Genomic DNA, 26,701 nt, shown 5'->3' with positions numbered 1-26,701 from the left:
AAATCTAGAAGAGGAAGTAGCGCTGGGCCATGGGGAGGACGTCGGCCGGCTCGCAGGTGACGTCCTCGCCGTCGACCGTTACCTGGTAGGTTTCCGGGTCCACCTGGATGTCCGGGGTGGCGTCGTTGTATTTCAGGTCCGCTTTGGTGAGGGTGCGGATCCCTGAAACGGGCCGGATGACCTTCCCGAGCCCCAGCTCTTGGGGGACGCCGGCGTCGATGGCCGCCTGGGACAGGAACGTGATGGACGATTGCTGCACAGCCTTCCCGTACGCGCCGAACATCGGCCGCATGGTCCGGGGCTGCGGTGTGGGGATGGAGGCGTTTGCGTCGCCCATGAGCGCGTAGGCGATCTGCCCGCCCTTGATCACGAGCTCCGGTTTGACGCCGAAGAACGCGGGATCCCAGAGGACAAGGTCGGCGAACTTCCCTTCCTCTACGGAGCCGATGGAGTCCGCGATGCCCTGCGCGATGGCCGGGTTGATCGTGTACTTGGCCACGTAGCGCTTGAGGCGGAAGTTATCGCTGCCCGCCGAACCGTGGACCCCGGCAGCACTGTCCCCCCGGGGATCTTCCAGCACACCCCGCTGCTTCTTCATCTTGTCCGCCACCTGCCAGGTGCGGGTGATCACCTCGCCCACGCGGCCCATGGCCTGCGAGTCGGAGGAGGTGATGGAGAAGATGCCCAGGTCCTGCAGGACGTCCTCGGCGGCGATGGTCTCGGCACGGATCCGGGAGTCGGCGAAGGCCACGTCCTCCGGAATGTCCGGGTTGAGGTGGTGGCAGACCATCAGCATGTCCAGGTGCTCTTCGATGGTGTTGCGGGTGTAAGGCAGCGTGGGGTTGGTGGAGGCCGGAAGGACATTGGGCATCCCGGCGATTTTGATGATGTCCGGGGCGTGCCCGCCGCCGGCGCCCTCGGTGTGGAAGGTGTGGATGACCCGGCCGTCGATGGCGCGGATGGTGTCCTCCACGAAGCCGCACTCATTGAGGGTGTCGGTGTGGATGGCCACCTGGACGTCGTATTCGTCGGCCACTTTCAGGGAGGTGTCGATGGAGGAGGTCGTTGAGCCCCAGTCCTCGTGGACCTTGAGGCCGATGGCACCGGCACGGATCTGCTCGGCGAGGGGTTCGACGGCGGACGCGTGACCCTTGCCGAACAGGCCGATATTGACGGGGAGCCCCTCCGCCGCCTGCAGCATCCGCTGGATGTGCCACTTTCCGGGCGTGACGGTGGTGGCCTTGGTGCCTTCGGCCGGGCCGGTGCCGCCGCCGATCATGGTGGTGATGCCGCTGGTCAGTGCGGTGGGCACCTGGTCCGGGGAGATGAAGTGGATGTGCGTATCCACGCCGCCGGCGGTGAGGATCTTCCGCTCCCCCGCGATGATTTCGGTGCTGGCGCCGATCACGATGTCCACGCCGTCGGTGATCTGCGGGTTGCCGGCTTTGCCGATCCTGAAGATGTGGCCGTCCCTGATAGCCACGTCGGCCTTGTAGATGCCGGTGTAGTCGAGGATCACGGCATTGGTGATGACGGTGTCCGGGACGTCTTCGCCGGAACCAGCGCCATCCCTGGTGGCCTGGCCGTTCTGGCCCATGCCGTCCCGGATCACCTTGCCGCCGCCGAACACCACTTCCTCGCCGTACACGGTGAGGTCTTTCTCGATCTCGAGGAACAGTTCGGTGTCGGCCAGGCGGACTTTGTCGCCTGTCGTTGGGCCGTACAGGTCGGCGTACTGCCGCCGGGGAATGTCGAAGCTCACTTGTTTCCCGCCTTCGCGTCTGTCAGCGGGCCGTTGACGGCGTTGCTGAGTCCGTACACTTCCCGGGTGCCGGCCAGTTCGATGAGCCGGACAGTCCGGGAATCCCCCGGTTCAAACCGGGCGGCAGTTCCGGCGGGAATGTCCAGCCGGCGGCCGTAGGCGGCGTCCCGGTCGAAGGTGAGGGCAGCGTTCGCCTCGGCGAAATGGAAATGGGACCCCACCTGCACGGGCCGGTCGCCGGTGTTGGTGACCGCAACGTCGACCGCATCGCGTCCGGCGTTGGCCGTCACTGGCTCGGGGCGAAGAATGTACTCCCCTGGAATCATGGCCTGCCCCTTTAGCGGATGGGATCGTGGACGGTGACGAGCTTGGTGCCGTCCGGAAAGGTTGCCTCGATCTGGACGTCGTGGATCATCTCGGGCACGCCCTCCATCACGTCGTTACGGGCCAGCAGCGTGGTGCCGTAGCTCATCAGGTCAGCCACGGTGCGGCCGTCCCGGGCGCCTTCGATCAGCTCGTAGCTGATGATGGCCACAGCCTCGGGGTAGTTGAGCTTGAGGCCGCGGGCCTGGCGCCGGCGGGCGAGGTCGGCGGCCACCACGATCATGAGCTTTTCCTGCTCACGTGGCATCAGATGCATGAGGGTCCCCTTCAACGGCCTGCGGACGGCGTGGGACCCACAGTAGGTGCCGAACGTTTCGGCCACGTTTCGGGGGTGTAATCCGGGGCTCTACGTGCCCTTCCCCATCAGCGGCCTACTTTGCCTCACTGAGGCGGGCGAGGATCTCGTCGGTGGACTGGACCGGCTGGCGGTAACTGGTGGAGAGGATGCGCAGCATGTCCTTTGCGTCCTGGTTGTCTTCCGAGGCCATAGCATCCTCGGCGTAGGTGACCCGGATGTTGTGGGCGAAGGCGTCTGCCCCGGTCTGGGCAATGCAGTTGTGGGTGGAGACGCCGGCCAGCACCACCTCGTCCGCGCCCCAGTTCCGCAGCCGGGACAGCAGGTTGGTCCCCACAAAGGCGCTGTCACGGGTCTTGTTCAACTGGGGCAGGCCATCCTTCGCCAGGCCGGGAACAGCCTCGGCCTGCTTGCTGCCGCGGAAGATGAAGCCCTGGTCGTCGTCGAGCATGTTCAGCGTCCAGGTGGACTTGTCCCGCTCGTGCTCCGTGCCCACCAGCAATGCCTTGTGGCCGCTGGACGTGAACCCCTCCACCAGCCTGTTGCAGGAGGCGACCAGCTGCTCCTGCCGGGCCGCCAGCTCCGGTGCTTCGAAGTACGCGTTCTGCATGTCGATGACAAGAAGAGCAATCATGGAGGCACCTTTCCCTTGTTGAACCGGTGCCAGATCCGTACCCGCCCGTGGCGCCGGCGAAACCTGCAGGGGGGATCCTAGGGTGCGGATTCGCGAATTTTCAGCTGGAAGCCGGCCTCCACGTGCACGCCCGTGGCGGCGGTCTCGTTCCCTGTGATCCTGTCCAGGAGCAGGCCGATGGAGCGTTCGGCAATCTCATCCATGCCCGGGGAAACAGTGGTGAGGGAGGGCGAGGCAAACCGGGCTTCATCGATGTCGTCGAAGCCTGCCACGGCAACGTCCTGCGGAACCCTGACTCCGCGGATCTGCAGCTCGTGCAGGGCGCCGAGCGCCAGCACGTCGTTGAGGCCGAACACGGCGTCGAAGCGGACGCCGGCGTCCAGCAGCCCTGCCAGGGCGGTTGCCCCGTTGTCGCGGCGCCACACTGCCGGTGCCACCAGGGCCGGATCAAACGGGACCCCCGCCTCCTCCAGCGCCGTCCGGTAACCGTTGAGCCGCAGCCCGGCACTGCCTGTTGACTCCCCGGGATGGGCGCCGATCACGGCAATGCGGCGGCGGCCGCTGTTTAGCAGGTGGGTGGTGATGGCAGCCGCAGCTTCCCGGTTCTTCATGGTGACCAGGTCAAAGCGCGGATCAACGATGTGTTCACCGAGCATCACCAGGGGCTTCTTTCCCACCCGGGCGGCGACGGCATCGGCGTCGATGGCCAGCGGGGTGAACAGCAGGCCGTCGGTGAGCTGCCGGAACGGCCCCTGCAGGGCATTCAATTCCACGCTGCCTTCGGCGTCGGACTGTTCCACCAGGACGCGGTACCCGCGCTGCGCGGCCGCCTTCATTAGTTTGGACGCAAGCTCGGCGTAGTAGGGCGCGGAGAGATCGGACAGGACCAGGCCGAGCATGGAGGTTTTTCCGGACCGCAGGCTCCGTGCGGTGAGGTTCGCTTCGTAGCCCAGCTCTGCGATGGCGTCCTGGACCCGCTGCTTGGTGGCAGGGCGGATGAACTCGTAGTCATTCAGGACGTTGGAGACCGTCTTGAGCGACACACCCGCCGCCCTCGCTACGTCGTTCATGGTGACCGCCATGTCTGGCTCCTTCGTGTGGTTCCGCCGGTTTCCGGGATACATCGTTGCAGAGAAAGGCCTCCGCACGGGAACCGCCCGTCACAAGGGAGTCCCCGGCTTCCGATCCCTTCCCCCGACGGCGGTCCGCGGGCGGGTCAGTCCTTGGCCTTCGCCGCTTTCGCCGCCGCCTTGGCGGCCTGCTTGCTGGCGCGCACCTTGACCAGGGATTCGGGATCCACGATGTCCGCGACGGACAGGTAGGCACCCTCCTCGCCGTAGTGCCCGGCGGCCTCACGCCAGCCGGGCGCCTGAAGTCCGCGCTGCTTACCCAGCAGGGCAAGGAAGATCTTCGCCTTCTGCTCACCGAACCCCGGCAGGGCCTTCAGCCGTCGGAGCACTTCCGCACCATCCGGGCCGCCCTTGGTCCAGATCGCGGCGGCGTCGCCGTCCCACTCACTCTGCACCGCCTCGGCGAGCGCCTGCACCCGAGCAGCCATTGAACCGGGAAAACGGTGGACGGCCGGCCGTTCCTTGAACATTTCCACGAAGGCCTGCGGATCGTGGGCGGCGATGGCTTCGGGTTTCATGGACCCGATCCGGGTCTTGATCTTTTCGGGCCCGGCAAACGCGGATTCCATGGTCACCTGCTGGTCAAGCAGCATGCCGGTCAGCAGGGCGAAGTCGTCCTCGCTCAAGAGTTTGTCCGCGGCGGGGTCGCCCGTGATGTGCAGTTCCATGCGGTCCATCCTCCCAGAGGTTGGCAGGGGCGGGGTGCCGGATTGTTGCATCGGGCACCCCGCCGGGCTTGGTCCTGCCAGGCGGGTTATCCGCCCACGGCCAGCCTGATCATGGACCAGGACACAGCGGGCAACTCGGCGGTGAGGAAGCCGTCGTCGGCCTTTGCCGTGACATTCTCCGTGGGAAGCACGGAGGTGGAATCATCAGCGGTGGCCTGCCAGTACGGGTCCTTGTTCGTGTAGGTGACGGCCTCCACAACGCGCACGGTGCCCAGCCCGGACACCACGGCGTCCAGGCGCAGCGCGTCCGTTGCCGAGCGGTTGACGGCGAACACCACTGCCTCGCCCTTCTCCGCGTCATAGGTGGCGACGGCGGAGACCGCGGCGAAGTCTGCGGTCTTGCCGCCGCTCAACAACGGGGACTCGACGGCGAGCTGCAGCACGGTGCCGGAGGCATGCCGGGAAGTCAGTGCGAAGGGATGGAACGTGGTCTGCTTCCAGGCGCGCCCGCCCGGCTCGGTCATGATGGGCGCGATGACGTTCACCAACTGCGCCAGGCTGGCGGAGTGGACACGGTCCGTGTTGCGGAGCAGCGTGATCAGCAGGTCACCCACGACGACGGCGTCCGCCACCGTATATGTGTCCTCGAGCAGGACGGGGGCCACGGGCCAGTCCTTGCCGGTGGGAGGCTTCGATGCGTCCCGGCTCATGTGCCAGACGTTCCACTCGTCGAAGGAGATGTTCACCTGCCTGGTGGACTTCTTCACCGACTTCACATGGTCGATGTGGCTCACAATGTCATGGATGAACGCCTGCATCCGATGGCCGGCGGAGAGGAATTCCTGCAGGTCGCCGAAGTCCTCGAAGTACTGGTGCGCTGAGATGAAGTCCACCAGCTCATAGGTCTCCGTGAGCACCACCCGTTCCCATTCCCCGAACGTGTTCATGGTGGGACCGGAGCTGCCGCAGGCCACGAGTTCGAGGTCCGGGTCGAGCATCCGCATGCCACGCGCGGTGTCTGCCGCCAGCCGGCCGTATTCCTGCGCGCTCTTGTGCCCGATCTGCCAGGGCCCGTCCATCTCGTTGCCCAGGCACCACATCCTGATGCCGTAGCCGTTCTCCGCACCGTTGGCCCTGCGCTGGTCGGACAGGGCGGTCCCGCCGTCGATGTTGCAGTACTCCAGCAGGTCCAGCGCCTCCTGGGTGCCGCGCGTGCCGAGGTTCACGGCCATCATGGTTTCGATTCCGGCCTTGGCTGACCATTTGGCGAACTCGTCGACGCCCACCAGGTTGGGGTCGGTCGAGTGCCAGGCAAGGTCCAGGCGCACGGGGCGCTTCTCCGCCGGGCCCACGCCGTCCTCCCAGCGGTAGCCGGACACGAAGTTTCCCCCCGGATAGCGCACGGTGGAAATTCCCAGCTCCCGGGTCAGTTCCAGGACGTCCTTCCGGAACCCGTCCCCGTCCGCCTTCGGGTGCTCCGGCTCGAAAATGCCCGTGTACACACAGCGTCCGAGGTGCTCCACAAAGGCACCGAAAGTGCGCCGCCGGACCGGTCCCACCGTGAAAGCGGGGTCCATGGTGATTTTCGCCGCGGCTGGTTCTGCTGTGGTCACGGAACATCCTCAATTCTGATTTACAACGTTATAGAAATAATTGTTGGTGCTCGTGCTCCGTGAGTCAAGCGGTCGGGTGACGCGAATCGGAAGGGCGGGATTAATTTCCCGGCTGAGACGTCCGGGCCGCCCACCTGCGGCAACACCGAAAGCAAGTAATCGGCACCCAAAACCAAGTAGTACCTAATCTCAAAAACGAGTACCTCCTACGCGTTCACCGCCCGCGGCCGCCCAACTAAGTTCATCTCAGAGACAAGACGTGTTCTGGCTCGCGGTACTTGCTCACGAGGGGGTGTGAGACTGGCAATGCATGCACGACATATAAGCTCAGGCTTCCCGGTCCGACGGACACGGGTAATGAGCGGGGCCGGCGACGAGGAGGCCTTTGAGACCAAGGCCTCTCCCCCAGCCGTCGCCGGCCCTCTTGTTCCTCCGAGGACCCACACCGCCCGCCCGGCTCCTGCCGTCGGAATGGCCGCCCACCCGGACAAAGCATCCCGGGACGCCAAGCCCCAGGACAACGGAAATCCGGGCCTCCTGCTGGACCTGGTCACGGGCACGGACTCGTTGGCAGAGTCCCTCAACCGGCTGGTGACCGCCTCCGCACAGTCGGTGGTCCGGACGGCAGGGCTCCGGATCGAGTGCGGCGTGGTAGTGCACCAGCCCAAAAGGGCACCCGCCATCACCGGCACCTCCGACGACGTGGTGAAACTGCTGGAATGGGAGCACCAGGCGGCGGAAGGACCGGTGTGCGAGGTGCTGACCGGCGGCCAGCCAGTGGCCGTGCTCCAGCGCAATGGGGACTTCCGCTGGCCGCACTACTGCAACCAGCTCCAGCTGGCCGGATTCGGCAGCGTGCTGGGCGTGCGGCTGCTGGTGAACAGCAGTGCCGGCAACGATGACGCCGGGGCACAGGAAACTCCCGCGGCACTGGCGTTTTTTGCCCAGGACGCCAAGGCGTTCCCGCTCCAGGTCATCGCCGAAGCCCGCGCTTTCGCCGGCCTGGCAGCCAAGAGCCTGCAGATGGCCATCGACCTGCACACGGCCCGCTCCATGGCCTCAGACCTGCGCTCCGCCCTGGACAGCCGCACGTCCATCAACGTTGCCTGCGGTGTGATCATGGCGCAGAACAGGTGCTCGTACCATGAGGCCTTTTCGATCCTTGCCAAAGCGTCCAGCCACCGGAATATCAAGGTGCGCAGGATCGCCGAGGACATCTTGGAACGGCTTCCGGAAGGTCCGCCGCGCGCACATTTCGGTCACTGACGGCTGACCGCCGAACCGCGGGCAGACACAGCAGGCTCCGGAGGCTTTTGCCCCCGGAGCCTGCTGTGTCTGTCCTGCCCGGGCGTGCAGCCTAGATGCCGCCGGCCAGCTTGTAGTACGCGGCGTTCCAGTTCAGGTCCTTCTTGAACTGGCGGATGGTGGTGCCTTCGTCGATGGTGAGCAGTTCCGTCCTGGCGATCTCCGCGAAGTCCTCGAAGACGTCCATGCCCACCTGCGTGGACAGGACGGTGTGGTGCGCGGCCCCGGCGGTGAGCCAGGCGGCGGCGGAGGTGGCGAAGTCCGGCTTGGGCTGCCAGAGGGCGCGTGCCACCGGCAGGTTGGGCAGCGGCTGGTCCAGCGGCACCACGTCGACGGCGTTGGCCACCAGGCGGAACCGGTCCCGCATGTCGGACAGGGCGACGACGACGCCCGGGGAGGCATCGGCGTCGAACACCAGGCGGACGGGGTCTTCCTTGCCGCCGATGCCCAGCGGGTGGATTTCAAGCCTGGGCTTCGCGGCGGTCAGGGACGGGCAGACCTCCAGCATGTGCGCACCCAGGATCTTTTCCGCGCCGGGTTCCAGGTGGTAGGTGTAGTCCTCCATCAGGGAGGCCCCGCCGGGCAGGTCACCGCCCATCACCTTCGCGGCGCGGACCAGGATGGCGGTCTTCCAGTCACCCTCGGCGCCGAACCCGTAACCCGCAGCCATCAGCCGCTGGACAGCCAGGCCGGGAAGCTGGCGGAGCGCTCCGAGGTCCTCGAAGGAGGTGGTGAAAGCGGCGGAGCCGTTCGCTTCCAGGAAGCTCCGCAGTCCCAGTTCGATCCGGGCGCCATACCGCAACGACTCGTGGCGGGCTGCGCCTGCGCGGAGTTCCGGAACCACGTCGTAAAGGTCCTCGTACTCTGCCACCAGCGCGTCGACGTCGGACTCGGCAGCGCCGTGCACTGCGTCGGCGAGCTCATTGACGGACCACGTGTTGACCGCGACGCCGAAACGCAGCTCGGCCTCGGTCTTGTCGCCTTCGGTGACGGCCACGTTGCGCATGTTGTCGCCGAAGCGGGTCAGCTTCAGGGTCCGCACGGCGGCCCAGCCCGCGGCCGCGCGCTGCCAGGAGCCCACCTGGCGCGCCACCTCGGGGTTGGACACATGGCCCACCACGGTCTTCCGGGCAATGCCCAGGCGGGACTGGATGTACCCGAACTCGCGGTCACCGTGCGCCGCCTGGTTGAGGTTCATGAAGTCGAAGTCGATGTCCGCCCACGGCAGGTCCCGGTTGGCCTGGGTGTGCAGGTGCAGGAGCGGCTTGCGGAGCAGGTCCAGTCCCTGGATCCACATCTTGGCGGGGCTGAAGGTGTGCATCCAGGCGGTCACGCCGATGACGGAATCATCCGAGTTGGCCTCGAGGGCGGTGCGGCGGATGGCGTCCGAGTCGGTCAGGACCGGCTTCCAGACAATCCGGACCGGGACGGCGGAGCTGGCGTTGAGCTGGTTGGCGATTTCCTGCGACTGGGCTGCCACCTGCTTGAGGACGTCCTCGCCGTAGAGGTGCTGGCTGCCGGTGAGGAACCAGACCTCGTAACCGTCGAGGGAGGTGTTTGCTGCAGTGCTCATGGGTTCTCCTGGAAAAGGTTTCGTGACAACGACGGGCGCTGTTACCCGCGTTGTTGGTGACCGGCTGTTACTGGCCGTAGACGTTCTGGTAGCGGGCGTAGAGCGAGTCGATGTGGCCCTGGTCGATGGGCACGGGCTCACCCAGTTGCCGCGAGATGTGGACGGTGCGGGCCACTTCCTCGCACATCACCGCCGCCTTCACTGCCGATGCGGCGTCCTTGCCGATGGTGAACGGACCGTGGTTCTGCATCAGCACCGCGGGCGAGTTCGAGTTCTTCAGCGTCTCCACAATGCCGTGGCCGATCGAATCGTCGCCGATCAGCGCGAACGGCCCCACGGGGATGGATCCGCCGAACTCGTCGCTCATCATGGTGAGCACGCACGGGATGGCCTCCCCGCGGGCGGCCCAGGCCGTGGCGTAGGTGGAATGCGTATGCACCACCCCGCCCACGTCGGGCATGTGCCGGTACACGTAGGCATGCGCGGCCGTGTCCGACGACGGCGACAGCGCCGGATTGCCCCACTCGCCGTCGTCGTTGCCCGCCACCGGAACGCCGTAGAGGTCGGTGACCACCATCTGCTCCGGCGTCAGGGCGTCATAGGACACGCCTGACGGCTTGATGACCATCAGGTCATGGCCCGGTACCCGGGCGGAGACGTTGCCCGCTGTCCACACCACCAGTCCGTAGCGGGTCAGCTCGGCGTGCAGGGCGCAGACCTCTTCCCGGATCCGTGCAATGGTCCCAAGGATTTCCGGGCTCATGCGGACACCTCCTCGGCGACCTGGGTTGTGACTGCCGGGGAACCCGGGAGCGGGCCGGCAGCCCTGCGCTGGATGGCCTTGAGCCGGTGCATCACATCGTTGCTTCCCCGGCCGAAGTAGTCATGCAGGCTCTTGTACTCCTGGAAGAGTTCGTCGTACGCTGCCACGTTTTCCGGGATGGGGGTGTACACCTCGCCCGGCTCCGCTCCCATGGCGGCGGCGGCCGCCCGGATGTCCGCGTACTTCCCGGCGGCGACGGCAGCGTGGATGGCGGACCCGAGCGCCGGGCCCTGCTCCGAGCCGATGGTGGACAGCTGCAGCCCGGTGGCGTCCGCGTAGATCTGCATCAGGAGCTTGTTCTTGAGCAGCCCGCCGGCAACGATGAACTCCTTCACCGGAACGCCGGAGTTACGGAAAGCGTCCACGATGGTGCGGGTACCGAAGGCGGTGGCTTCGAGCAGGGCGCGGTAGGTATCCTCGGGCCTGGTGGCGAGGGTCTGGCCCACCACAATGCCGGAGAGCTCATGGTCCACCAGGACGGAGCGGTTGCCGGAGTGCCAGTCCAGGGCGATCAGGCCGTGCTCGCCGATGGCCTGGGATGAGGCGAGTTCGGTGAGGTATTCGTGGATCCCCAGGCCCGCGGCCTCGGCGGCCTGGTGGTACGCGGGCGGAACTCCGTATTTGGTGAACCAGCCGAAGATATCGCCGACGCCGGACTGGCCGGCCTCGTAGCCCCAGAGGCCCTCCACGATGCCGCCGTCCACCACGCCGCACATGCCCGGGACTGCGTGGAGCTCGGTGCCGTTCATGACGTGGCAGGTGGAGGTGCCCATGATCGCCACCAGCTGGCCGGGGTCCACCGCCCTTGCTGCGGGGGCAGTGACGTGTGCATCCACGTTGCCCACTGCAACGGCGATGCCTTCCGGCAACCCCGTCCACGCGGCCGCTTCGGCCGTGAGGTATCCGGCGGCGTCGCCCAGCCGGCCGATGGTGTGCTCGAGCTTGCTGCTGACGAAGTCCTTGAACTGCGGGTTCAGGGCGGCCAGGAAGTCCTCCAACGGGTAGCGCCCGTCCTGGTAGATCCCCTTGTAGCCGGCCGTGCAGGCGTTGCGGACATACCGGCCGCAGAGCTGCCACACGATCCAGTCGGCCGCTTCCACCCAGTGGTCCATCTCGGCGTACGCTTCGGGATCCTCCTCCAGCAGCTGCAGGCCCTTGGCGAACTCCCACTCAGAGGAAATCAGCCCACCGTACCGGGGCAACCACTCCTCCCCGCGCTCGGCGGCCAGCTGGTTGATCCGGTCTGCCTGCGGCTGCGCCGCATGGTGGCGCCAGAGCTTGACATAGGCGTGCGGCCGGTCCGCAAAGCCGGGCAGTTCGTTCAGCGGGGTACCGTCGGCCTTCACCGGCACCATGGTGCAGGCGGTAAAGTCCGTGGCAATTCCGACGACGGCGGCCGGGTCGATCCCCGCGTCCGCGACGGCGGCGGGAACGGCATTCCGCAGGACATCCCGGTAGTCGTTCGGCACCTGCAGCGCCCATTCGCCGGGAAGCCGGACGCTTGCCCCGCCCCCTGCCGCGTCCCGGGGCAGGGCATCGGTAACCACTGCATGCGGGTAGTCGAACACGCCGCTGCCGAGCTCCTTGCCGTCCCGCACCCGCACTACGACGGCACGGCCGGAAAGGGTCCCGTAGTCCACGCCGATGACAAAGACGTCCGAGCCGTCCACTGCGTTCATAAGAATGTTCCTCCAATAGCTGCCGCAACATCGCGGCTTGCTCTTAATTGTGAGCGCTAACAAGAACCAAGTCAACAGCTCGACAGCCATCTGCCGCAGTTTCCCTGCAGCCCATGGGTGCTTGGGCTGCAGAATGGGTAAGGACAGGAGGCAGGGAAAGACCTCAACGGACAGGGGAACCACATGCACAACCCCCGGCACCCGGTTCCCGCGGGGAGCGGGGCCCCGGTCTGGCTGGCAGGTCCCCTTGCCACCGGACTTGGCTGGGCCGCGCACGTGGCGTCGGGCGGCCAGTCCCCGGCGGTCCTGATCGTCCTGGCCCTGGCCGCGCTGCTCGGGATGGCCGCGTCCATGGTCGGGCCCCGGCAGCTCCCGGCCTGGGCAATCCTGCTGGCAGCCGGACTTGTGCAGCAGCTCCTGCACCTGGCCTTCGCCGCCTTCTCGGTCTCTTCCGGCGTTCCGCTGCCGGGGCACGGGCATGACGCGGGAGCTCCGCCGGCCGAACCAGGATCCCAGGAAGCTGCGGCCCCGCATTCGCTGCACCTCATGCTGTACGCGCACACGGCCGCCGCGCTGGTAACCATGGCCGTTGTCACGCAGTGGAGCAAGATGGGGAGGTTGGGCCTGCTCTTCCAGGAACGGCGGAAGGAACGCGCCGGGAAGGACTGAAAATCCCGGGCGGCAGGGCCCGGTCAGGAGGCGGCAGGGGCCCCGTCAGGAAGCCGCGTCAGGAAGAGAGCGTTCCCCTGACGATGCTGACGCTGGAGTGCGCGGGGTTGCCGTCAACGGGTTCGTCCGAGACGTCCACGATGGGATAGTCGGCGAGCTCCAGTCCCTCGGGCACCTGGAACGTCCCCGAGTCCGCATTCATCACGCCCAGGCTCACCAGCCGCGAAAGATCGGGAGCGATCAGCCACACTTCCTGGTAGCCCTGCGCCTCGTCCTTGTCGAGGGTGACTTCCAGGGTGCGCGAGCCGCCCGCCGTTTCAACCACCCGCGCCGATCCCGTGGCTGAGTATTCTGCCAGCGGCGTCAGCTGGGCTTCCGCGAGCGGCTGTGGCTGCGGCGGGCGGTTGAGCGCCCAGATCCCGCCCACGGCCACCAGGACCGCTGCCGCAGCCGCGGCCATCCAGGTTCCGGTGCGCTGCCACCAGGCGGGGTTCTTGCGCGGGTAGATGCGGGCATGGGGAGCGTCCGACGGCGGGACGCGGCCCTGCTGTCCAGCGTCCCGCACTGCACGTCGCGGGTCGGCATCCTGCGGGTCGGCACCTTGATCGGCCTCCCGAGGGGCGGCGGACTGCAGATCGCCGGCAACCGGCCGTTCCGCATGGGGCAGGGCGGCGTGCCGTTCGCTGTCACGCCGGGCGGCACTCAGCGGATCCTCCCGAACCGACGGTGACAGGCCAAGTTCGCGGTGAATGCCGGCCCATACCTGCGGACCGGGGACGGACAGGCTGCTGGTGTCCGGCGCAGTTTTCACGGCGTCCACGGTGCGGCGCAGCGCCGCATAGTCCGAGGCGCAGGAAGGGCAAACCCTCAGGTGCTCCCTGCTGGCCTCGTCCTCCCAGTCGCCATACAGGGCAAGGAGGCTCAACTCTTCCGGATCAAGGTGCGGCATGGTCAACCTCCAATCTTTTCCTCAGGTGCGTCAAACTGCGGCGGATGTGGCTCTTGACCGTACCAAGGGGCAGGTCCAGTTTCCGCGAAATCTGCTCGTGCGTCAGGTCTTCGTAAAAGGCGAGTTTCATGATGGAGCCCTGGGGTTCGCCCAACCTGTCCAGTTCCCCGTCCAGCAGCAGCCGGTCCGCCAGCGCCTCGGCTGCTTCGGTTCCCGGACCTGCTTCATCGGCCATCCCGGCACCCACGGCGGCCACGGCCTTGCGTACTTCCCGTGCCGACGCGGAATGCATGTCCGAGATGACGTTCCGGGTGATGCCCACGATCCAGGCGGGGAGCCGTGCCACCTGCGGATTGAACGTGCCCCGGGAGCGCCAGACCCGGATGAAGACTTCCTGGGTTACGTCGTCGGCAGCCGCACGGTCCGCCAGCGAGCGCAGGGCCAGGGTGTGGACCAGCGGCGCAAATTCCCGGTAGGCGGTGGCCAGTGCCTGCTCATCCCCTGCGAGGAAGGAATCGGTCAGCCCGTCTTCCCATCCACGGGAAGGCTGCCCAGGAAGTGTCACGAGGGACTCCTTCCCGGCATCGGTGGCGAGAATCACGGCTGGCTCACCGCTCATTCAAGGACCGCGGTGACAATCACATTGTCGCTGTAGTCCATCCGCTCGTCCAGCCACCTGCCGCCGCAGGTCACCACTTTCAGTTCGTGCGGCCCGGACCTGCGGAACAGTGCCTCGCCGTCAAAGCTGTCCTTGGCCATCAATTCGACCTTGACCACCCGGTAATTCAGGGCGGGAGCACCATCACGCCCCACGCGGATCGCTATTCCTGCGGCCAGCGATTTCAGCTGCGAAAACGGTGCATTGTCCGACTTTGTGTCGATGTGGCCTGCGATCACGGCAGTGCCGGCCGTTGCTCCGGGGGCAGGGCCAAACCGGTACCAGGCAGCCACATCGAACGCGTCCGGGATCTCCATCGCCCCTTCGTCCGACACTCCCCCGGGCACCACGGGGAAGTCGATCGACGTTCCGGCGACGGTAAGGGACGTTGGGGCGGGCTCTTGCGGCGCCGCCGCCGGTAGGGTGGCGGGCCGGACCGGGACGACCGGCGCCGCCGCTTCCGGCACTGCCGCGGGAGCGGTGGTGTCGGGAGGCGCAGGCGGGGAGGTTGTTCCGTCCACTGTGGCAGCCGGACTGGAGGTGGCCGCGGGGCTGGAAGCTGCGGCCGGAGGTTGCGGCGGGGTGGGACCGGCAGGGGCACAGGCGGGAAGAAGCAGCGCGGCCGCCGCGAGGAAGGCAGCACCCGCAAAATCGAAAGAACGACGGCGGGACTCCCCTGCCGTCGTCGTACCTCTGTTCATCTCGCTGGCCTTTCCCGCATCACCGGAGGATTGCTGGTTTTCGATGGATGATGGCCGGCCGCCCGGATTGCCCCGGGCAGCCGGCCTGCTCCTGCAGTTCGTAAAAACTGCTGTTACTGCTTTTTCTTGTTACCGCTGCTTGCGCAGTCCGCCCAGTGCCCGGGCTGCACCCATGCCGCCGAACAGGAGGGCGATCGCGATGGCGCCGAAGCCGAGGGCGATGGCGGCCGGTTCTATCGCTGCCGTCTTGGCAGAGCCGTCAAGGGCGCCCGGTACTGAACCCGGAGCGGAGTGCAGGCCTTCGATGGTCTGGACCGCCAGCTGGAGGTTCTTGTCCGTCAGGCTGCCCCACGCGTAGACGATGGTGTGCGTACCCTCGGCAACGGTGACATCGGCCGGGCCGATCACGGGGGCCGTGGTGCCGGCGGCGGCAACTGCTGCCGGGATGGTTCCGGGATCCAGTGTGAGGGTCTGCTCGTTCGGGTTGGCCAGGTTGCTGATGACGGCGGTGCCACCGGCCAGGACATCAACGGCGGGGGCAGCCGCGGTATGGCGGACGGTCAGCTTGCCCTTGCCAGCTTCGATCTGCGACACGTTATTGGTGAAGAGGTTGGCGGTGGGCTTTCCTGCGGCGTCCAGGTTGGCGACGGCGGTGTAATTTCCGTTGGCGGCCAGGGTTACGCTGACGGGCCCGATGACGGCGGCGGAAGCGTCGGCGGCATCCGAGGCCGTGATGGCCAGGTCATAGGCTCCGGCCGGCAGGGCGAGCGGTCCGGCCAGGGTGCCCGGGGTGAAGTCGTCCAGGGTGCGTTCGCCGTTGACCCAGACGTCCACGGTCAGTCCGGGGACGCCATGCAGCACGGAGAGCTGTGCGTCTCCTTCGGCTGCCTGGGCGGGGCCGGCGAGAGCGATTGCAGCCGCGATTGCCGCTGCACCGGCACCTGCTGTGAAGATCGTGTTGCGCATGTCCTTCTCCTTGATCGGCCCGGCTGGCGGGCGTTTTTTGCTTACACCTCTACTACTGGCGCAGGCCCGGAGTTGGATGCAGATTCATGGAAAATTCTTTGCGCGGATTTTTGCGGTGCGCCGCTGCGGTCCCTTATCCGGCGGCGGCCGGCGGCGCGGTGCTGGCCCGGAGGACCAGTTCCGGGGTGACAACGGTGGAGCTGACGGCTGCCCCGGCTTCGATCTCCTTCAGCATGATGTCCATGCAGCGCCGGCCGAGCTCCTCGAAGTCCTGGCGGACGGTGGTGAGGGGCGGGGTGAAGTACCCCGATTCCGGCTGGTCATCGAAGCCCACGACGGAGACGTCGTCGGGCACCCGGACGCCCGCTTCGGCAAACGCCCGCAGCAGGCCCAGTGCCATCTGGTCATTACCCACGAAAACCGCCGTGGCATTGCGCCGGGCCGCCAGCGTGCGGCCGATGTCGTAGCCGCTGCCGGCGCTCCAGTCGCCTTCCGCCAGGAGGCCGTCAGGGAGCCCGGCCTCCCCGAGGGCCTCCCGCCACCCTTCGGCGCGCTCGCCGGCGTCCGTCCAGTCCGGCGGCCCGGAGACGTGGCCGATCTGGCGGTGCCCCAGGCCGATGAGATGCTCGACGGCGAGCTTGGCGCCGTGGCGCTGGTCCACCATTGCCCCGCTGACGTTGCTGTTGCCGAGGGACCCCACCGCAACCACGGGAACTGAAAGCTCCATTTCGTCCAGGGCCAGCAGGGTGTCCGAGTGCGGCACCAGCACCACGATCCCGTCCACGGCCTGGTCCATGAAGTGGCTGACGGCGTCCGAAATTGCGTCGCGGCTGACTTCACGCAGCGCGGCGATGCTGACAAAGTAGCCGGCGTCGCGGGCGGCCTGCTCCACGCCGAGGAGCGTGTTGGCCGGGCCGTACTGGGCCAGCTCGCTGGCCAGCACGCCGATGGTCTGCGAGCGCCGGGTTACAAGGCTGCGGGCAGCGGTGTTCCGCCGGTACCCCAGCTCCGCAATGGCGGCCTCCACCTTTTCGCGGGTGGCCTTGCTCACGTTGGGATGGTTGTTGACCACGCGGGAGACCGTCTGATGGGAAACACCGGCAACGTCCGCCACGTCTTCCAGACGCGGCATCCTGCCCTTGCTGCTTTTTGCCATGTGCCTATTGTGGGCGGGGAGGACGTCCACGGCACAACCGGGGGGCCGTCCGGGGCTTGTTCGCGGATCCGGGCCTTCAAGGTTCTGACCCGCGAACAAGCCCGGGAGCAGCGGGCGGGCCTAGGCTCGGTGCATGACGGTGAACCTCTCCTATCCGTTCAGGGGCCGGTGGCTGGTGCAGAACTCCCCCGCGAACCGGGTGCCCAGCCACGGCACGCACCTGTTCGGCACGGGGTATTCGATAGATTTCACACCGGTCGACGGCAGCGGACGCTCTGCGCCGTTCAGCCTGCTGTCGGCCTTCCGGCCCGAGCGGCCGGAGAAGTTCATCGGGTTCGGGCGGCCTGTGATCGCTCCGGTGGCAGGGACGGTGAGGACGGTCCATGACGGCGAAACGGATCACGGGAGCTTCCGTGGCTTTCCGTCGATCGGCTACGCAGCCACCCAGGCCGGCAGGGTGCGCAGAGGCTGGGTTGGCCTGGCGGGCAATCACGTGGTCCTCGAAAGCAACGGGGTGTTCATCGCCCTGTGCCACCTCAAGCGCGGGAGCATCTGCGTGCAACCGGGCCAGGCAGTTGTACCCGGTCATCCGGTGGGGACCTGCGGCAACTCCGGCAACAGCACCGAGCCGCACCTTCACCTGCAGGCGATGGACTCCCCCGACCCGGCAGTGGCTGCCCCGGTTCCCATCATGTTCCCGGACGGGCTGCCGCCGAACGGCACAATCATCCTGGCGTAGCAGCAGCGGGGTGACGGCAACCAGCCCCGCGTTTAAAAGATTCATGAATTTGCATCCACGGAGGACAGTCCGCCGGTAGTAGAGGTGTCAGCACAAACACAGCCCGTCCCCGGGCGTCCCTCTGAGGAGTTTGAAATGCGCAAAACACCCATCGCCGCCGGAGCACTGTCGCTCGCAGCCGCACTGACCTTCGCGGCTCCAGCCCAGGCCGGAGGCTGGCACCACCACGGTGAGGACCCAGCCAAGCTCTCGGTCCTGCACGGTGTACCCGGCCTGACCGTGGACGTATGGGTCAACGGCAACCGCACCTTGGACAACTTCAAACCCGGAAGCCTGGCCGGTCCCCTGGAACTTGCAGCCGGCGACTACAAAATCGCCATCACCGGCTCCGACGCCCCCAACGCCGACAATCCGGTGATCGGGCCCGTTACCGTTGAACTCGACAACGGCGGAAATTACACTGCGGTGGCCCACCTCGACGCCGGCGGTGCCCCAACAGCCACACTCTTCACCAACGACACCAAGGCTCCCCGCAACGACAATAAAGGCAAGCTGACGGTCAGGCACGTAGCCGCAGCCCCCGCCGTCGACGTCCTGGCCGGTGGAACCGCAGTGATCGAAGGGCTCAGCAATCCTGACGAGGCGACCCTGAAGCTGAAGGCCGGCACCATCTCAGCCTCCGTTGCCGCCGCCGGGACAACCGCCCCCGTGATCGGGCCGGCCGACTTTACCGTTGAGGGCGGCAAAAACACGATCATTTATGCCTGGGGCAGCCTGGCTGACGGCACCTTGGCCGCCGCAGTACAGGTTGTTGACTCCGGGAAGAAGTGGCGCGGCGGCCACTGACATCCACTTGTAACGGCGTTCGCAGCAAACGACGGCGCCACCACATCGCATGTGCAGCGGGGTCACCTTACGGGTGGCCCCGCTGTCTTGTCTTGGCCAAACAGGGAGTGCGTGTTCACGGGCTCGGTATGGGCTGAGGGTCCTTTATGGGTGCCGTCGTCGCAGACGGTCCGCTGGAGCCATATTCCGAACGACCGCATCCTTGAGTTCAGCCAGAGTCAAGGATGCCAGGGGCGGCGCCTTGTTTCCGCCCAGGCGCTCGGGACCATGCGTCACCAGGCGGGTGCCGCTTACTTCCGTCGGTTCAGGCGTGAGGTTTCCGATGCCGTCCAGCAGCCCCTCGCCGTGCCCCGGAAAACCACAGCAGGCCAGGGGCTAAATGCCTCTGGCCTGCTTAAACGGTGGGCCCTGTGGGGCTCGAACCCACGACCCACGGATTAAAAGTCCGATGCTCTACCAACTGAGCTAAAGGCCCCTGCCGGCTGGTTGGAACACGCTGTGTCCGCCCGTCCGGCCCAATCCATTTCTGGACGTTAATACTCTAACCCATGGTTCCGGCGTCTCCGCACACAACCCGGGCGCCGCCGTCGGACATGGAAGAGGGCCCCCGGATGCTCGATTTCCATTGCGGCACAGGAGTAGCGTGGGGGCATGAGTGAGCAAGCAGGATCCAGTCCTTACGGCGGCGCGAACCGGCACCACAAGCCCAAACCCTTCGCTCCCATCGACTTCGAGCCGTTCGCGGGCGGCGCCGATCCCGCCCGCGTCTCGGAGGCCGCCCACCTTGCCGCCCAGGCGCTGGTCCGCCACGGCCGGGACAGCGACGATCCCGTGGTTACCGAGCGGCTGGTGAAGCTCGCCGACGAGCAGGGCCTTGAAGCCATCGCGGAGATGTGGGCCGAAAGTCCCGCCCGTTCACTTCCCGGTGCGCTGTGGCGGCTTTATGCCCTGCGTGCCGCCACCGTCCAGGACCCGGAGCGTATCTCCGTGTACTTCCGTGCGGGCAAGGACACCGCGCAGGTCTCCAATGTGGTGGCAGGTGCAGCCGAGCCTCCCGGCGCGGACGAGATGATCGCCATGGCCGATGCCATCCTGTCCGGGGCGTTCGACGGCGAGTTCGACGTCGCGCTGGAACGTTCCGCCGCTTTCTGCCGCGTGGTAGCCCTCGGCCAGGCAACCATCGCGGATGGCGCCGAGCACGCCAACGAGGCGCACGCCAGCAGGCTGACGCGCAATTCGCACCAGCTGGTCAAAACAGCCGAAGACCTGGAGCATGCCGCCAACGCATGGCGTCTGGGCGAACTGGACTGACCCGTCCCCCGCAGTGGCCCACCTGTCAAGATTGACTTGCGGGCGGCAACGTAGAAAACTGAAACCGGTGCCGAACCGCGAAACCCCCGGGCTTCAACACTCAGCCGCCTAGAGCGGCCTACCGCCGAGAGGCGTATCCGGTTCGGCACCATTTTTCTGCCCGTTTCCTGTCAGCCGATTTTCCGCGGGCCCTTTTCAGCCGTGCAGTTACGGACCGGTAGAGTTAGCGTCAGTTGCCTGCCGGGGTCAAGTCACACGGCGGCAATCCCCGCCCTGTACTTTCCCCGGAGACCGGTAATTACTGTGAAGCTGCGCCTTTTTCCCCAGGAGCCCGCCGGGCTGAACCTCCTCTCTGAGATGGCACAGCAGATTGTGCTGGCCGGCGCCACCCTCGCGGAAATCCTGGGAGTCCCCGCGGCAGAACACGGCAAACTCGTTGAGGACATGCACAACCACGAGGCCAAGTCCGCGGAACTGCATTTCGCCCTCCTGACCCACATGCGCACCAGCTTCGTGAACCCGCTCCCCCGGGAGGACATGTACGCCCTCTCCCGCTACCTCAACGAAGCCATGGAGAAGTTGGACGCCGCCGCGGAGCTGGTGGCCCTGTACAAGCTGGAGCGGCTGCCCAAGCGGGCGGCGGACCAGCTGGAGATCATCAGCCGGCAGGCCGAACTGACCGTGGATGCCATGCGCCGGCTGAACAACCTCGATGACCTTGAGGATTACTGGATCGAAATCCTGCGCCTGGCCAAACGCGCCGAGCGGACGCACCGGGTGTGGGTGGCGGACATGATCAAGGACATGAAGTGGGCTCAGTACTCGCGCAACCGGGACATCGCCAACCAGCTGGTGGAGGTCACCAAGGACATGCGGCGGATCGCCACCCAGGTGGGCAGCATCATCGTCAAGGAATCCTAGGGTGACGCCAGTCATCTTCGGCGTGGTGGTCCTGCTGGCCGCCGGGTTTGCATTCCTGAACGGCTTCCGCGACGTCTCCACCTCGGTTGCGGTGGCCACCCGTACCCGTGCGCTGACTCCCAGCGTCGCGGTACTGCTGGCCGCCTTCTTCAACTTCATTGGTGCACTGCTGAGTGCCACCCTGGCCGTGGCCGTCAGCCAGCACTGGATCACCCTGCCGCCGGGGACGGACGGCCTGAGCATCGTGGTGGCGGGACTGGCGAGCGCCTTCGCCTGGGGGCTGCTGATGTGGTGGCGCGGCATTCCCGCATCCTCCACCCATGCGCTGGTGGGCGGCCTGGCCGGTGCCGGTCTGGCGAGCCTGGCGGTGGGCGGCACCGGCGTGGGCGGCGTGGACCAGTCACTGCTGTTCCAGGTGGTCCTCCCGCTGGTCCTGTCCCCCTTGGTGGCCTACAGCGGAGCATTCATGCTGGTCTACCCCGCCACCTGGGCGGCACGCCACACCCAGCCCAACGTGGTCAACCAGCGGTTCCGCCGCAGCCAGGCCATCGCGGCGGGGGCCGTCGCCTTCGGCCACGGCCTGCAGGACGGCCAGCGGGTCAGCGCGGTCCTGCTGCTTTCCCTCCTGGCCGCAGGCTATTCCGACGGCGGCACCATCCCTATGTGGGTGGCCCTGCTTTCCGCGGTGATGATTACGGCGGGGACGCTGTTCGGCGGCTGGCGGATATCCCACACCATCGGATACAAGATCACCCGCATCGATCCGCTAAGGGGCTCTGTGGCGCAAATCTTCAGCGCCGTAATACTGTTCCTGGGCGCCATCGGGCTGCACTGGCCGCTGTCCACCACGCATACGGTCACCTCGGCCGTCCTGGGTGCGGGCGAGAACCAGCACTTTTCGGTCACCAACCGGAAGCTGGTGATCCAGATTGTGGGCCTCTGGGTCCTGACACCGGCCGCCACGGCCGCCCTGGCCTTCGTCCTGGCACTGGCGCTTTCCCCGATCGGCGGCTGACCCCCAAAACCCTGTACAGCCGTACGCCGGTGACGTAGATTCGGATGAAGCCCCCTCCGCACTGTCGCCGGGGACTGCCGCCCGCCGCCGCGTGCAGGGCCACGGGCGTTAGCCGCTGCAGGATGCCGGCGGCCCGGATGCACATCGCGGAAATGAGCAGGCATCATGTCTACCTCGAATCCCCGGCACCCCCAGCCACGGCCGCTCCAATGCGGGACCTGCGGAACCGAACACCGGCTCACCATCCACGCCATCATGGCCTTGGGAGCCGTGGGCGGGGACCTGGTCACCGTCTCCTACACCTGCAATGACTGCAACCTGTTCCAGGAGCACCTTGCCTACGCCGCCGATGTTGCGGCGGCACTGCACCAGGTGCGCTGGATGGCGAAAGTGATTGTTTTCGGGGACGACTACATCCACTGCGGCTTTCCCATGGAGGAAGCCGAGTTCGAGATCGAACGGCTCTGCTACCGGAGCAGCACCAGCGGAAGCGGGCTCAGCGCCGTGTGCCTGCCCACCAGGGTGCTGCGCTGCCGCTGCGGCTTCCAGCTGGAAGTCCCGGAATAGCACGGCCGCCACAAGCACAAAAACGCCGCTGCCAACCCTCAGGCGGCAGCGGCGTTCCCAGCGGTGTCTATCCGAAGCGGATGTTTATCCGAAGCGGATGTTTATCCGAAACGGCCGGAGACGTAGTCCTCAGTGGCCTTCTGGCTCGGGTTGCTGAAGATGGTGTGGGTATCGCCCACCTCGATCAGCTTGCCCGGCTTGCCGGTGCCGGCGATGTTGAAAAACGCGGTCCGGTCCGAAACGCGGGCAGCCTGCTGCATGTTGTGCGTCACGATCACCACGGTGTACTGGTCCTTGAGCTCGTTGATGAGGTCCTCAATGGCCAGGGTGGAGATGGGGTCCAGGGCGGAGCACGGCTCGTCCATGAGGATCACCTGCGGCTCCACCGCGATGGCGCGGGCGATGCAGAGGCGCTGCTGCTGGCCGCCGGACAGCCCCGAACCGGGCTTCTCCAGGCGGTCCTTGACCTCGTTCCACAGGTTGGCGCCCTTCAGCGAGCGTTCCACCAGGACATCCGCCTCGCCCTTGGAGATCTTCTTGTTGTTCAGCTTGACGCCCGCCAGCACGTTGTCCCGGATGGACATGGTGGGGAACGGGTTGGGGCGCTGGAACACCATGCCGATCTGCGAGCGCACCGTGACCGGGTCAACGCCGGGGCCGTACAGGTTGTCGCCGTCGAGCAGGACCTCGCCCTCCACCCGGGCGCCGGGGAGGACCTCGTGCATGCGGTTCAGGGTCCGCAGGAACGTGGACTTGCCGCAGCCGGACGGGCCGATGAAGGCGGTGACGGACTTGGCCTCGATGTTGATGGTGACGTCCTCCACGGCGAGGAAGTCGCCGTAGTACACGTTCAGGTCCTTGACGTCGATGCGCTTAGACATGGTGTTCCTTCACTAACTGGGTATGAATTGAAGTCTAGGATCCGGCGGGGTGTACCGGAAGGGCACTGCGGGCGGTCAGCGCCCCGTCTTGGGGGCGAAGACCCTGGCGATCAGCCGGGCCCCCAGGTTGAGGATCATCACCAGGATGATCAGCACCAGGGCGGCGCCCCAGGCCCGCTGGGAGGACGGGTCCGGGTTGGCCGGCGAGGTGGGGTTCAGTATCTGCGTGTAGATGAACGTGGGAAGCGAAGCCATCCACCCGCCGAAGACGTTGGAGTTGATACTGGTGGCAAAGCCCGCCGTGACCAGGATGGGAGCCGTCTCGCCGATAACCCGGGCGATGGCCAGGGTGACGCCGGATGCGATGCCGGAGATCGCCGTCGGGATGACCACCTTGACGATGGTGCGCCACTTGCGCACGCCCAGGGCGTACGCCGCCTCGCGCAGCTCGTTGGGGACAATCTTCAGCATCTCCTCGCTGGACCTCACCACCACGGGGATCATCAGCACTGAGAGGGCGACGGCGGCCACGGCACCGGTCTTGGTGCCCGGGCCCACCACGGCGAAGAAGAAGGCCGCGGCGAACAGGCCGGCAACGATGGACGGGATGCCGGTCATCACGTCCACGAAGAAGGTGATGGCCCGGGCAAGGCGGCCGTCGTTGCCGTACTCCACCAGGTAGATGGCCGTGAGCAGGCCCACCGGGACGGAGATGAGGGTGGCCAGCAGGGTGATCTGCACGGTGCCCAGGAGGGCGTGATAAATGCCGCCCAGCACAGGGGTACCGTTCTCCACCGCCCGGTTGTCGAACACGCCGGTGACGCCGTTCATGGAGGTGGTGAGGAACCCGGGGTTCAGGAGGCCTGGCACGCCGTTCACGAGGACGGTCCAGATCACCGAAATCAGCGGAAGCAGTGCCACCAGGAAGGATCCCACCACCAGGCAGGTGGCCAGTTTGTCCTTCGCCTTGCGGGAACCCTCAACCACCGCGCTCCAGGACACCAGGCCGATGGCGAACAGCTGTGCCGAGACAATCCCCCAGCCGAAGGCATTGAAGCCCACGAGCGCCAGGATGGCCGCGCCCACAATGAGCGAGGCGGCCAGGACCACGTAGGGGGCGTACTTGGGCAGCTGGCCCTTGGTGAGTGCCGAGCGCTTGCTGCGCACCGGGGTAAGCGTGGAGGTCATTTAGTTGGCTCCCGAGAATTCTTTGTGCCGGGTGATGATCCAGCGCGCGATCATGTTCACGGCCAGGGTGATGACGAACAGGACCAGGCCGGCGGCGATCAGCGTGCTGACCTTGAGACCGCTTGCCTCCGGGAAGTTCAGGGCGATTTCCGCGGCGATGGTCTGGTTGCCGGACTGGATCAGGCTGGCTGTCAGTGCGCCGGAGGAGAGCACCAGGGCCACGGCCATGGTCTCGCCGAGCGCACGGCCCAGGCCCAGCATGACGGCGCTGATGATCCCTGGCCGGGCGAAGGGCAGGACGGACATTTTGATCATTTCCCAGCGCGTGGCACCGAGGGCAAGCGCGGCTTCCTCGTGCAGTTTGGGGGTCTGCAGGAAGATCTCGCGGGACAGGGAGGTGATGATGGGCAGCACCATAACGGACAGGACGATGCCGGCCGTCAGGATGGTCTTGCCGGTGGCGGAGGCAGGTCCCTGGAAAATGGGCAGCCAGGCCATGTTCGCGGCGAGCCAGTTGTAGGCCGGGGAGATTTCCTTGGCCAGGAAAGCGGCACCCCAGGCGCCGTAGATCACGGACGGGATGGCAGCGAGCAGGTCCACCACGTAGCCCAGTCCTGCCGCCAGGCGGCGGGGGGCGAAGTGCGAGATAAACAGGGCCACACCGATGGAGATCGGAGTGGCGATCACCAGTGCGATGGCAGCCGCAATGAGCGTGCCGATCACGATGGGCCAGATGTAGGCGAAGAAGCCTTCCCCGCCCTGGATCTCGGCGGCCGGGGCTGTGAGCGCAGGGATTGCCTGGACCACCAGGAAGAGCGCGACGCCGAAGAGGACGGCGAGGATGAGGCAACCGGCGGCCAGTGCTGCGCCGGAAAATATCTTGTCCCCGGCGCGGGCGGCGCCCTGGTTACTGGTCAAGGGGGTGGCGGTCATTCGACGGCCCTTCGATCGTTTACTGACACTGGAAGATGTTGCGGTCAAACCGAAGTTCCCCGCACTGCCTTGTGGCAGGCGGGGAACCCGGGTTTGGAGCGGTGATTAGGACTTGACCTTGATGGAATCGATGGCCTTGGCGGCCTTCTCAGCCAGCTCGGTAGAGAGCGGAGCGGACTTGGCGGAATCCGCGGCGGCCTGCTGGCCTTCCTCGGAGACTACGTAGTTCTCGAAGGCCTTGACCAGGTCAACGGTTTCCTGGCTGTCGTAGGTGGAGCAGACGACGTGGAAGGACACCAGCACGATGGGGTAAGCGCCCTCGTTGGTGGTCTTGCGGTCCAGCTTGATGGACAGGTCGTTGGCGGAGCGGCCTTCAACCGGGGTGCCTGCGTCAACAGCCTTCGCTGCGGCTTCGGCCGAGATTTCGGTGAAGGATTCGCCGACCTTGATCTGCGCAACACCGAGGGTTCCGCCCACTGCGGAGTCGTCCGCGTAGGTGATGGCGCCGGGGGTGTCGGTGACGGTCTTGACCACGCCGGAGGTGCCCTTGGCGTTCTCGCCCTGCAGGGATGCAGGCCAAACACCGGAGGCCTTGTCCGTCCAGACCTCGGGTGCAGCAGCAGCCAGGTAGTCGGTGAAGTTGGTGGTGGTGCCCGAGTCATCGGAGCGGTTCACCGGGGTGACCTTGAGGTCCGGCAGGTCCACGCCTTCGTTGAGGGCGGCGATGGCGGGATCGTTCCAGTTGGAGATCTCGCCGCGGAAGATCTTGGCAACGGTGGCGGCGTCAAGCTTCAGTTCGGTGATGCCGGGCAGGTTGAACGCGACGGCGATCGGCGAGATGTAGACCGGGATGTTCAGTGCGCCGTCAGGACCGCAGACGGTCTGGGAGGTGGCGTACTCGTCGTCCTTCAGGTAAGCGTCGGAGCCGCCGAACTGGGCGGATCCGTCCAGGAGGGCCTTGCGGCCTGCACCGGAACCATCCGGGGAGTACTGCACAGTGGCGCCGGGGTTGGCGGCGGCGAACTCTGTCTTCCAGGCGTCCATTGCCGCGCCCTGCGCGGAGGAGCCGATGCCGGTGAGCGTGCCGGTGACCTTGGGGCCGCCAGCAGTCTGGGTGCCGCCGGGCGCGGTGTTGGTGGCGTTGTCTGAACCGCAGGAGGTGAGCGCGAGTGCGCCGGCTGCGATAACAGCGATAGCCGCGTGGCGGCCGAAGCGGAGTGCCTTCACTAGATGTACCCCTTCCAGGGTTATTCAGGTGCGGGACAGGGACGGAGAACCCTGCAGCGCGATGCGTACGTTTTGTACCTTCATCGAAGTTAGGGGCCGCAGGTAAAG

Annotated in this window: 27 protein-coding genes and 1 tRNA gene; 8 read left to right on the top strand and 20 right to left on the bottom strand. The window is 66.5% G+C overall.

The genetic code is table 11. From position 1 onward, the window contains the following. Positions 1-4 precede the first annotated feature (4 nt). From ureC to arfA, 7 genes are all read right to left on the bottom strand, one after another. Positions 5-1,762 (bottom strand): urease subunit alpha, encoded by a 1,758-nt coding sequence (ureC, locus tag AC5RWA_RS05260; RefSeq protein ID WP_494056815.1) that lies wholly within the window; start codon positions 1,760-1,762, stop codon positions 5-7. Further along, complete coding sequence (locus tag AC5RWA_RS05255) at positions 1,759-2,088, bottom strand: urease subunit beta (protein ID WP_494056814.1); 330 nt, start codon at positions 2,086-2,088, stop codon at positions 1,759-1,761. Before AC5RWA_RS05255 ends, ureC begins: the two co-directional genes overlap by 4 nt. 11 nt (positions 2,089-2,099) lie before the next feature. Then, the gene (locus tag AC5RWA_RS05250; RefSeq protein ID WP_494056813.1) at positions 2,100-2,402 is read right to left on the bottom strand and encodes an urease subunit gamma; all 303 of its coding nucleotides are present in this window, start codon (positions 2,400-2,402) and stop codon (positions 2,100-2,102) included. 115 nt (positions 2,403-2,517) lie between these two features. After that, positions 2,518-3,075 carry a cysteine hydrolase family protein gene (locus AC5RWA_RS05245; RefSeq protein ID WP_079596783.1) on the bottom strand — a complete coding sequence of 186 codons (558 nt, stop codon included), beginning with the start codon at positions 3,073-3,075 and terminating at the stop codon, positions 2,518-2,520. Positions 3,076-3,152: 77 nt separating this feature from the next. After that, positions 3,153-4,157: a LacI family DNA-binding transcriptional regulator gene (locus tag AC5RWA_RS05240; RefSeq protein WP_494056812.1), complete on the bottom strand. Its 1,005-nt coding sequence runs from the start codon at positions 4,155-4,157 to the stop codon at positions 3,153-3,155. Between the two features lie 134 nt (positions 4,158-4,291). Beyond that, positions 4,292-4,882, bottom strand: a complete 591-nt coding sequence (locus AC5RWA_RS05235) for an HhH-GPD-type base excision DNA repair protein (protein ID WP_275727164.1) — start codon at positions 4,880-4,882, stop codon at positions 4,292-4,294. A gap of 77 nt (positions 4,883-4,959) precedes the next feature. Next, positions 4,960-6,486 (bottom strand): arabinosylfuranosidase ArfA, encoded by a 1,527-nt coding sequence (gene arfA, locus AC5RWA_RS05230; protein ID WP_494056811.1) that lies wholly within the window; start codon positions 6,484-6,486, stop codon positions 4,960-4,962. 357 nt (positions 6,487-6,843) lie between these two features. On the opposite strand from arfA, the gene AC5RWA_RS05225 reads away from it, so the two are divergent. Beyond that, entirely contained in the window at positions 6,844-7,752 is a 909-nt protein-coding gene (locus AC5RWA_RS05225) for a GAF and ANTAR domain-containing protein (protein WP_494056810.1), read from the top strand. 91 nt (positions 7,753-7,843) lie between these two features. Here AC5RWA_RS05225 and araA read toward each other — a convergent pair whose 3' ends face one another. The 3 genes from araA to araB all read right to left on the bottom strand — a co-directional run bounded on the left by araA (position 7,844) and on the right by araB (position 11,866). Further along, entirely contained in the window at positions 7,844-9,364 is a 1,521-nt protein-coding gene (gene araA / locus AC5RWA_RS05220) for an L-arabinose isomerase (protein ID WP_494056809.1), read from the bottom strand. A 67-nt stretch (positions 9,365-9,431) separates the two neighbouring features. Beyond that, positions 9,432-10,127 (bottom strand): L-ribulose-5-phosphate 4-epimerase, encoded by a 696-nt coding sequence (locus tag AC5RWA_RS05215; protein WP_494056808.1) that lies wholly within the window; start codon positions 10,125-10,127, stop codon positions 9,432-9,434. Continuing rightward, positions 10,124-11,866 (bottom strand): ribulokinase, encoded by a 1,743-nt coding sequence (gene araB / locus AC5RWA_RS05210; protein WP_494056807.1) that lies wholly within the window; start codon positions 11,864-11,866, stop codon positions 10,124-10,126. Before araB ends, AC5RWA_RS05215 begins: the two co-directional genes overlap by 4 nt. Before the next feature lie 183 nt (positions 11,867-12,049). On the opposite strand from araB, the gene AC5RWA_RS05205 reads away from it, so the two are divergent. Then, positions 12,050-12,535: a hypothetical protein gene (locus AC5RWA_RS05205; RefSeq protein WP_104443465.1), complete on the top strand. Its 486-nt coding sequence runs from the start codon at positions 12,050-12,052 to the stop codon at positions 12,533-12,535. A 58-nt stretch (positions 12,536-12,593) separates the two neighbouring features. On the opposite strand, the gene AC5RWA_RS05200 is transcribed toward AC5RWA_RS05205, so the two are convergent. From AC5RWA_RS05200 to AC5RWA_RS05180, 5 genes are all read right to left on the bottom strand, one after another. Beyond that, entirely contained in the window at positions 12,594-13,484 is an 891-nt protein-coding gene (locus tag AC5RWA_RS05200) for an anti-sigma factor (protein WP_494056806.1), read from the bottom strand. Beyond that, entirely contained in the window at positions 13,471-14,049 is a 579-nt protein-coding gene (locus tag AC5RWA_RS05195; RefSeq protein WP_494056805.1) for an RNA polymerase sigma factor, read from the bottom strand. Before AC5RWA_RS05195 ends, AC5RWA_RS05200 begins: the two co-directional genes overlap by 14 nt. A gap of 50 nt (positions 14,050-14,099) precedes the next feature. After that, positions 14,100-14,843 (bottom strand): class F sortase, encoded by a 744-nt coding sequence (locus AC5RWA_RS05190; protein WP_494056804.1) that lies wholly within the window; start codon positions 14,841-14,843, stop codon positions 14,100-14,102. A 129-nt stretch (positions 14,844-14,972) separates the two neighbouring features. Continuing rightward, positions 14,973-15,809, bottom strand: a complete 837-nt coding sequence (locus AC5RWA_RS05185; protein WP_494056803.1) for a DUF4397 domain-containing protein — start codon at positions 15,807-15,809, stop codon at positions 14,973-14,975. Between the two features lie 133 nt (positions 15,810-15,942). Continuing rightward, positions 15,943-16,965, bottom strand: coding sequence for a LacI family DNA-binding transcriptional regulator (locus AC5RWA_RS05180; protein WP_494056802.1), 1,023 nt, complete (start codon positions 16,963-16,965; stop codon positions 15,943-15,945). A 133-nt stretch (positions 16,966-17,098) separates the two neighbouring features. Between AC5RWA_RS05180 and AC5RWA_RS05175 the strand changes: the two genes are divergently transcribed. Together AC5RWA_RS05175 and AC5RWA_RS05170 are read left to right on the top strand one after the other, a co-directional pair. Beyond that, a complete protein-coding gene (locus tag AC5RWA_RS05175) occupies positions 17,099-17,704 on the top strand; it encodes a M23 family metallopeptidase (RefSeq protein ID WP_494056801.1) in 606 nt (201 codons plus the stop codon). Positions 17,705-17,839: 135 nt separating this feature from the next. Continuing rightward, positions 17,840-18,550, top strand: a complete 711-nt coding sequence (locus AC5RWA_RS05170; protein ID WP_494056800.1) for a DUF4397 domain-containing protein — start codon at positions 17,840-17,842, stop codon at positions 18,548-18,550. A gap of 402 nt (positions 18,551-18,952) precedes the next feature. On the opposite strand, the gene AC5RWA_RS05165 is transcribed toward AC5RWA_RS05170, so the two are convergent. Continuing rightward, positions 18,953-19,025, bottom strand: a tRNA-Lys gene (locus AC5RWA_RS05165). Positions 19,026-19,201: 176 nt separating this feature from the next. On the opposite strand from AC5RWA_RS05165, the gene AC5RWA_RS05160 reads away from it, so the two are divergent. The 4 genes from AC5RWA_RS05160 to AC5RWA_RS05145 all read left to right on the top strand — a co-directional run bounded on the left by AC5RWA_RS05160 (position 19,202) and on the right by AC5RWA_RS05145 (position 22,364). Further along, positions 19,202-19,861 carry a hypothetical protein gene (locus AC5RWA_RS05160; RefSeq protein ID WP_079596798.1) on the top strand — a complete coding sequence of 220 codons (660 nt, stop codon included), beginning with the start codon at positions 19,202-19,204 and terminating at the stop codon, positions 19,859-19,861. 303 nt (positions 19,862-20,164) lie between these two features. After that, positions 20,165-20,782, top strand: a complete 618-nt coding sequence (locus AC5RWA_RS05155; protein WP_115523997.1) for a DUF47 domain-containing protein — start codon at positions 20,165-20,167, stop codon at positions 20,780-20,782. Between the two features lies 1 nt (position 20,783). After that, positions 20,784-21,797: an inorganic phosphate transporter gene (locus AC5RWA_RS05150; protein ID WP_079596800.1), complete on the top strand. Its 1,014-nt coding sequence runs from the start codon at positions 20,784-20,786 to the stop codon at positions 21,795-21,797. Between the two features lie 165 nt (positions 21,798-21,962). Next, on the top strand, positions 21,963-22,364 hold the full coding sequence (locus AC5RWA_RS05145; RefSeq protein ID WP_115523996.1) for a hypothetical protein: 402 nt from the start codon (positions 21,963-21,965) through the stop codon (positions 22,362-22,364). A gap of 101 nt (positions 22,365-22,465) precedes the next feature. Here the strand turns inward: AC5RWA_RS05145 and pstB are convergent, their stop codons facing one another. The 4 genes from pstB to pstS all read right to left on the bottom strand — a co-directional run bounded on the left by pstB (position 22,466) and on the right by pstS (position 26,593). Continuing rightward, entirely contained in the window at positions 22,466-23,245 is a 780-nt protein-coding gene (gene pstB / locus AC5RWA_RS05140; RefSeq protein ID WP_079596802.1) for a phosphate ABC transporter ATP-binding protein PstB, read from the bottom strand. Between the two features lie 75 nt (positions 23,246-23,320). Further along, positions 23,321-24,433 (bottom strand): phosphate ABC transporter permease PstA, encoded by a 1,113-nt coding sequence (gene pstA / locus AC5RWA_RS05135; protein WP_494056799.1) that lies wholly within the window; start codon positions 24,431-24,433, stop codon positions 23,321-23,323. After that, positions 24,434-25,366 (bottom strand): phosphate ABC transporter permease subunit PstC, encoded by a 933-nt coding sequence (gene pstC / locus AC5RWA_RS05130; protein ID WP_079596804.1) that lies wholly within the window; start codon positions 25,364-25,366, stop codon positions 24,434-24,436. Between the two features lie 105 nt (positions 25,367-25,471). After that, positions 25,472-26,593 carry a phosphate ABC transporter substrate-binding protein PstS gene (gene pstS / locus AC5RWA_RS05125; protein ID WP_494056798.1) on the bottom strand — a complete coding sequence of 374 codons (1,122 nt, stop codon included), beginning with the start codon at positions 26,591-26,593 and terminating at the stop codon, positions 25,472-25,474. Positions 26,594-26,701 lie beyond the last annotated feature (108 nt).

Source organism: Arthrobacter sp. 210 2, assembly GCF_059093025.1.
Note: the sequence above shows the minus strand (reverse complement) of the source record. Positions and strands in the feature narration are given on the sequence as shown.

Excerpts from the sequence above, each read along its gene's own strand:
- AC5RWA_RS05200 (WP_494056806.1), bottom strand. The coding sequence starts at position 13,484 with ATGCCGCACCTTGATCCGGAAGAGTTGAGCCTCCTTGCCCTGTATGGC.
- AC5RWA_RS05185 (WP_494056803.1), bottom strand. The coding sequence starts at position 15,809 with ATGCGCAACACGATCTTCACAGCAGGTGCCGGTGCAGCGGCAATCGCG.
- AC5RWA_RS05235 (WP_275727164.1), bottom strand. The coding sequence starts at position 4,882 with ATGGACCGCATGGAACTGCACATCACGGGCGACCCCGCCGCGGACAAA.
- AC5RWA_RS05190 (WP_494056804.1), bottom strand. The coding sequence starts at position 14,843 with ATGAACAGAGGTACGACGACGGCAGGGGAGTCCCGCCGTCGTTCTTTC.
- AC5RWA_RS05215 (WP_494056808.1), bottom strand. The coding sequence starts at position 10,127 with ATGAGCCCGGAAATCCTTGGGACCATTGCACGGATCCGGGAAGAGGTC.
- AC5RWA_RS05175 (WP_494056801.1), top strand. The coding sequence starts at position 17,099 with ATGACGGTGAACCTCTCCTATCCGTTCAGGGGCCGGTGGCTGGTGCAG.
- AC5RWA_RS05225 (WP_494056810.1), top strand. The coding sequence starts at position 6,844 with ATGAGCGGGGCCGGCGACGAGGAGGCCTTTGAGACCAAGGCCTCTCCC.
- araA (WP_494056809.1), bottom strand. The coding sequence starts at position 9,364 with ATGAGCACTGCAGCAAACACCTCCCTCGACGGTTACGAGGTCTGGTTC.
- AC5RWA_RS05245 (WP_079596783.1), bottom strand. The coding sequence starts at position 3,075 with ATGATTGCTCTTCTTGTCATCGACATGCAGAACGCGTACTTCGAAGCA.
- araB (WP_494056807.1), bottom strand. The coding sequence starts at position 11,866 with ATGAACGCAGTGGACGGCTCGGACGTCTTTGTCATCGGCGTGGACTAC.
- AC5RWA_RS05180 (WP_494056802.1), bottom strand. The coding sequence starts at position 16,965 with ATGGCAAAAAGCAGCAAGGGCAGGATGCCGCGTCTGGAAGACGTGGCG.
- AC5RWA_RS05240 (WP_494056812.1), bottom strand. The coding sequence starts at position 4,157 with ATGGCGGTCACCATGAACGACGTAGCGAGGGCGGCGGGTGTGTCGCTC.
- AC5RWA_RS05255 (WP_494056814.1), bottom strand. The coding sequence starts at position 2,088 with ATGATTCCAGGGGAGTACATTCTTCGCCCCGAGCCAGTGACGGCCAAC.
- AC5RWA_RS05205 (WP_104443465.1), top strand. The coding sequence starts at position 12,050 with ATGCACAACCCCCGGCACCCGGTTCCCGCGGGGAGCGGGGCCCCGGTC.
- AC5RWA_RS05170 (WP_494056800.1), top strand. The coding sequence starts at position 17,840 with ATGCGCAAAACACCCATCGCCGCCGGAGCACTGTCGCTCGCAGCCGCA.
- AC5RWA_RS05160 (WP_079596798.1), top strand. The coding sequence starts at position 19,202 with ATGAGTGAGCAAGCAGGATCCAGTCCTTACGGCGGCGCGAACCGGCAC.
- pstB (WP_079596802.1), bottom strand. The coding sequence starts at position 23,245 with ATGTCTAAGCGCATCGACGTCAAGGACCTGAACGTGTACTACGGCGAC.
- pstC (WP_079596804.1), bottom strand. The coding sequence starts at position 25,366 with ATGACCGCCACCCCCTTGACCAGTAACCAGGGCGCCGCCCGCGCCGGG.
- AC5RWA_RS05145 (WP_115523996.1), top strand. The coding sequence starts at position 21,963 with ATGTCTACCTCGAATCCCCGGCACCCCCAGCCACGGCCGCTCCAATGC.
- pstA (WP_494056799.1), bottom strand. The coding sequence starts at position 24,433 with ATGACCTCCACGCTTACCCCGGTGCGCAGCAAGCGCTCGGCACTCACC.
- AC5RWA_RS05250 (WP_494056813.1), bottom strand. The coding sequence starts at position 2,402 with ATGCATCTGATGCCACGTGAGCAGGAAAAGCTCATGATCGTGGTGGCC.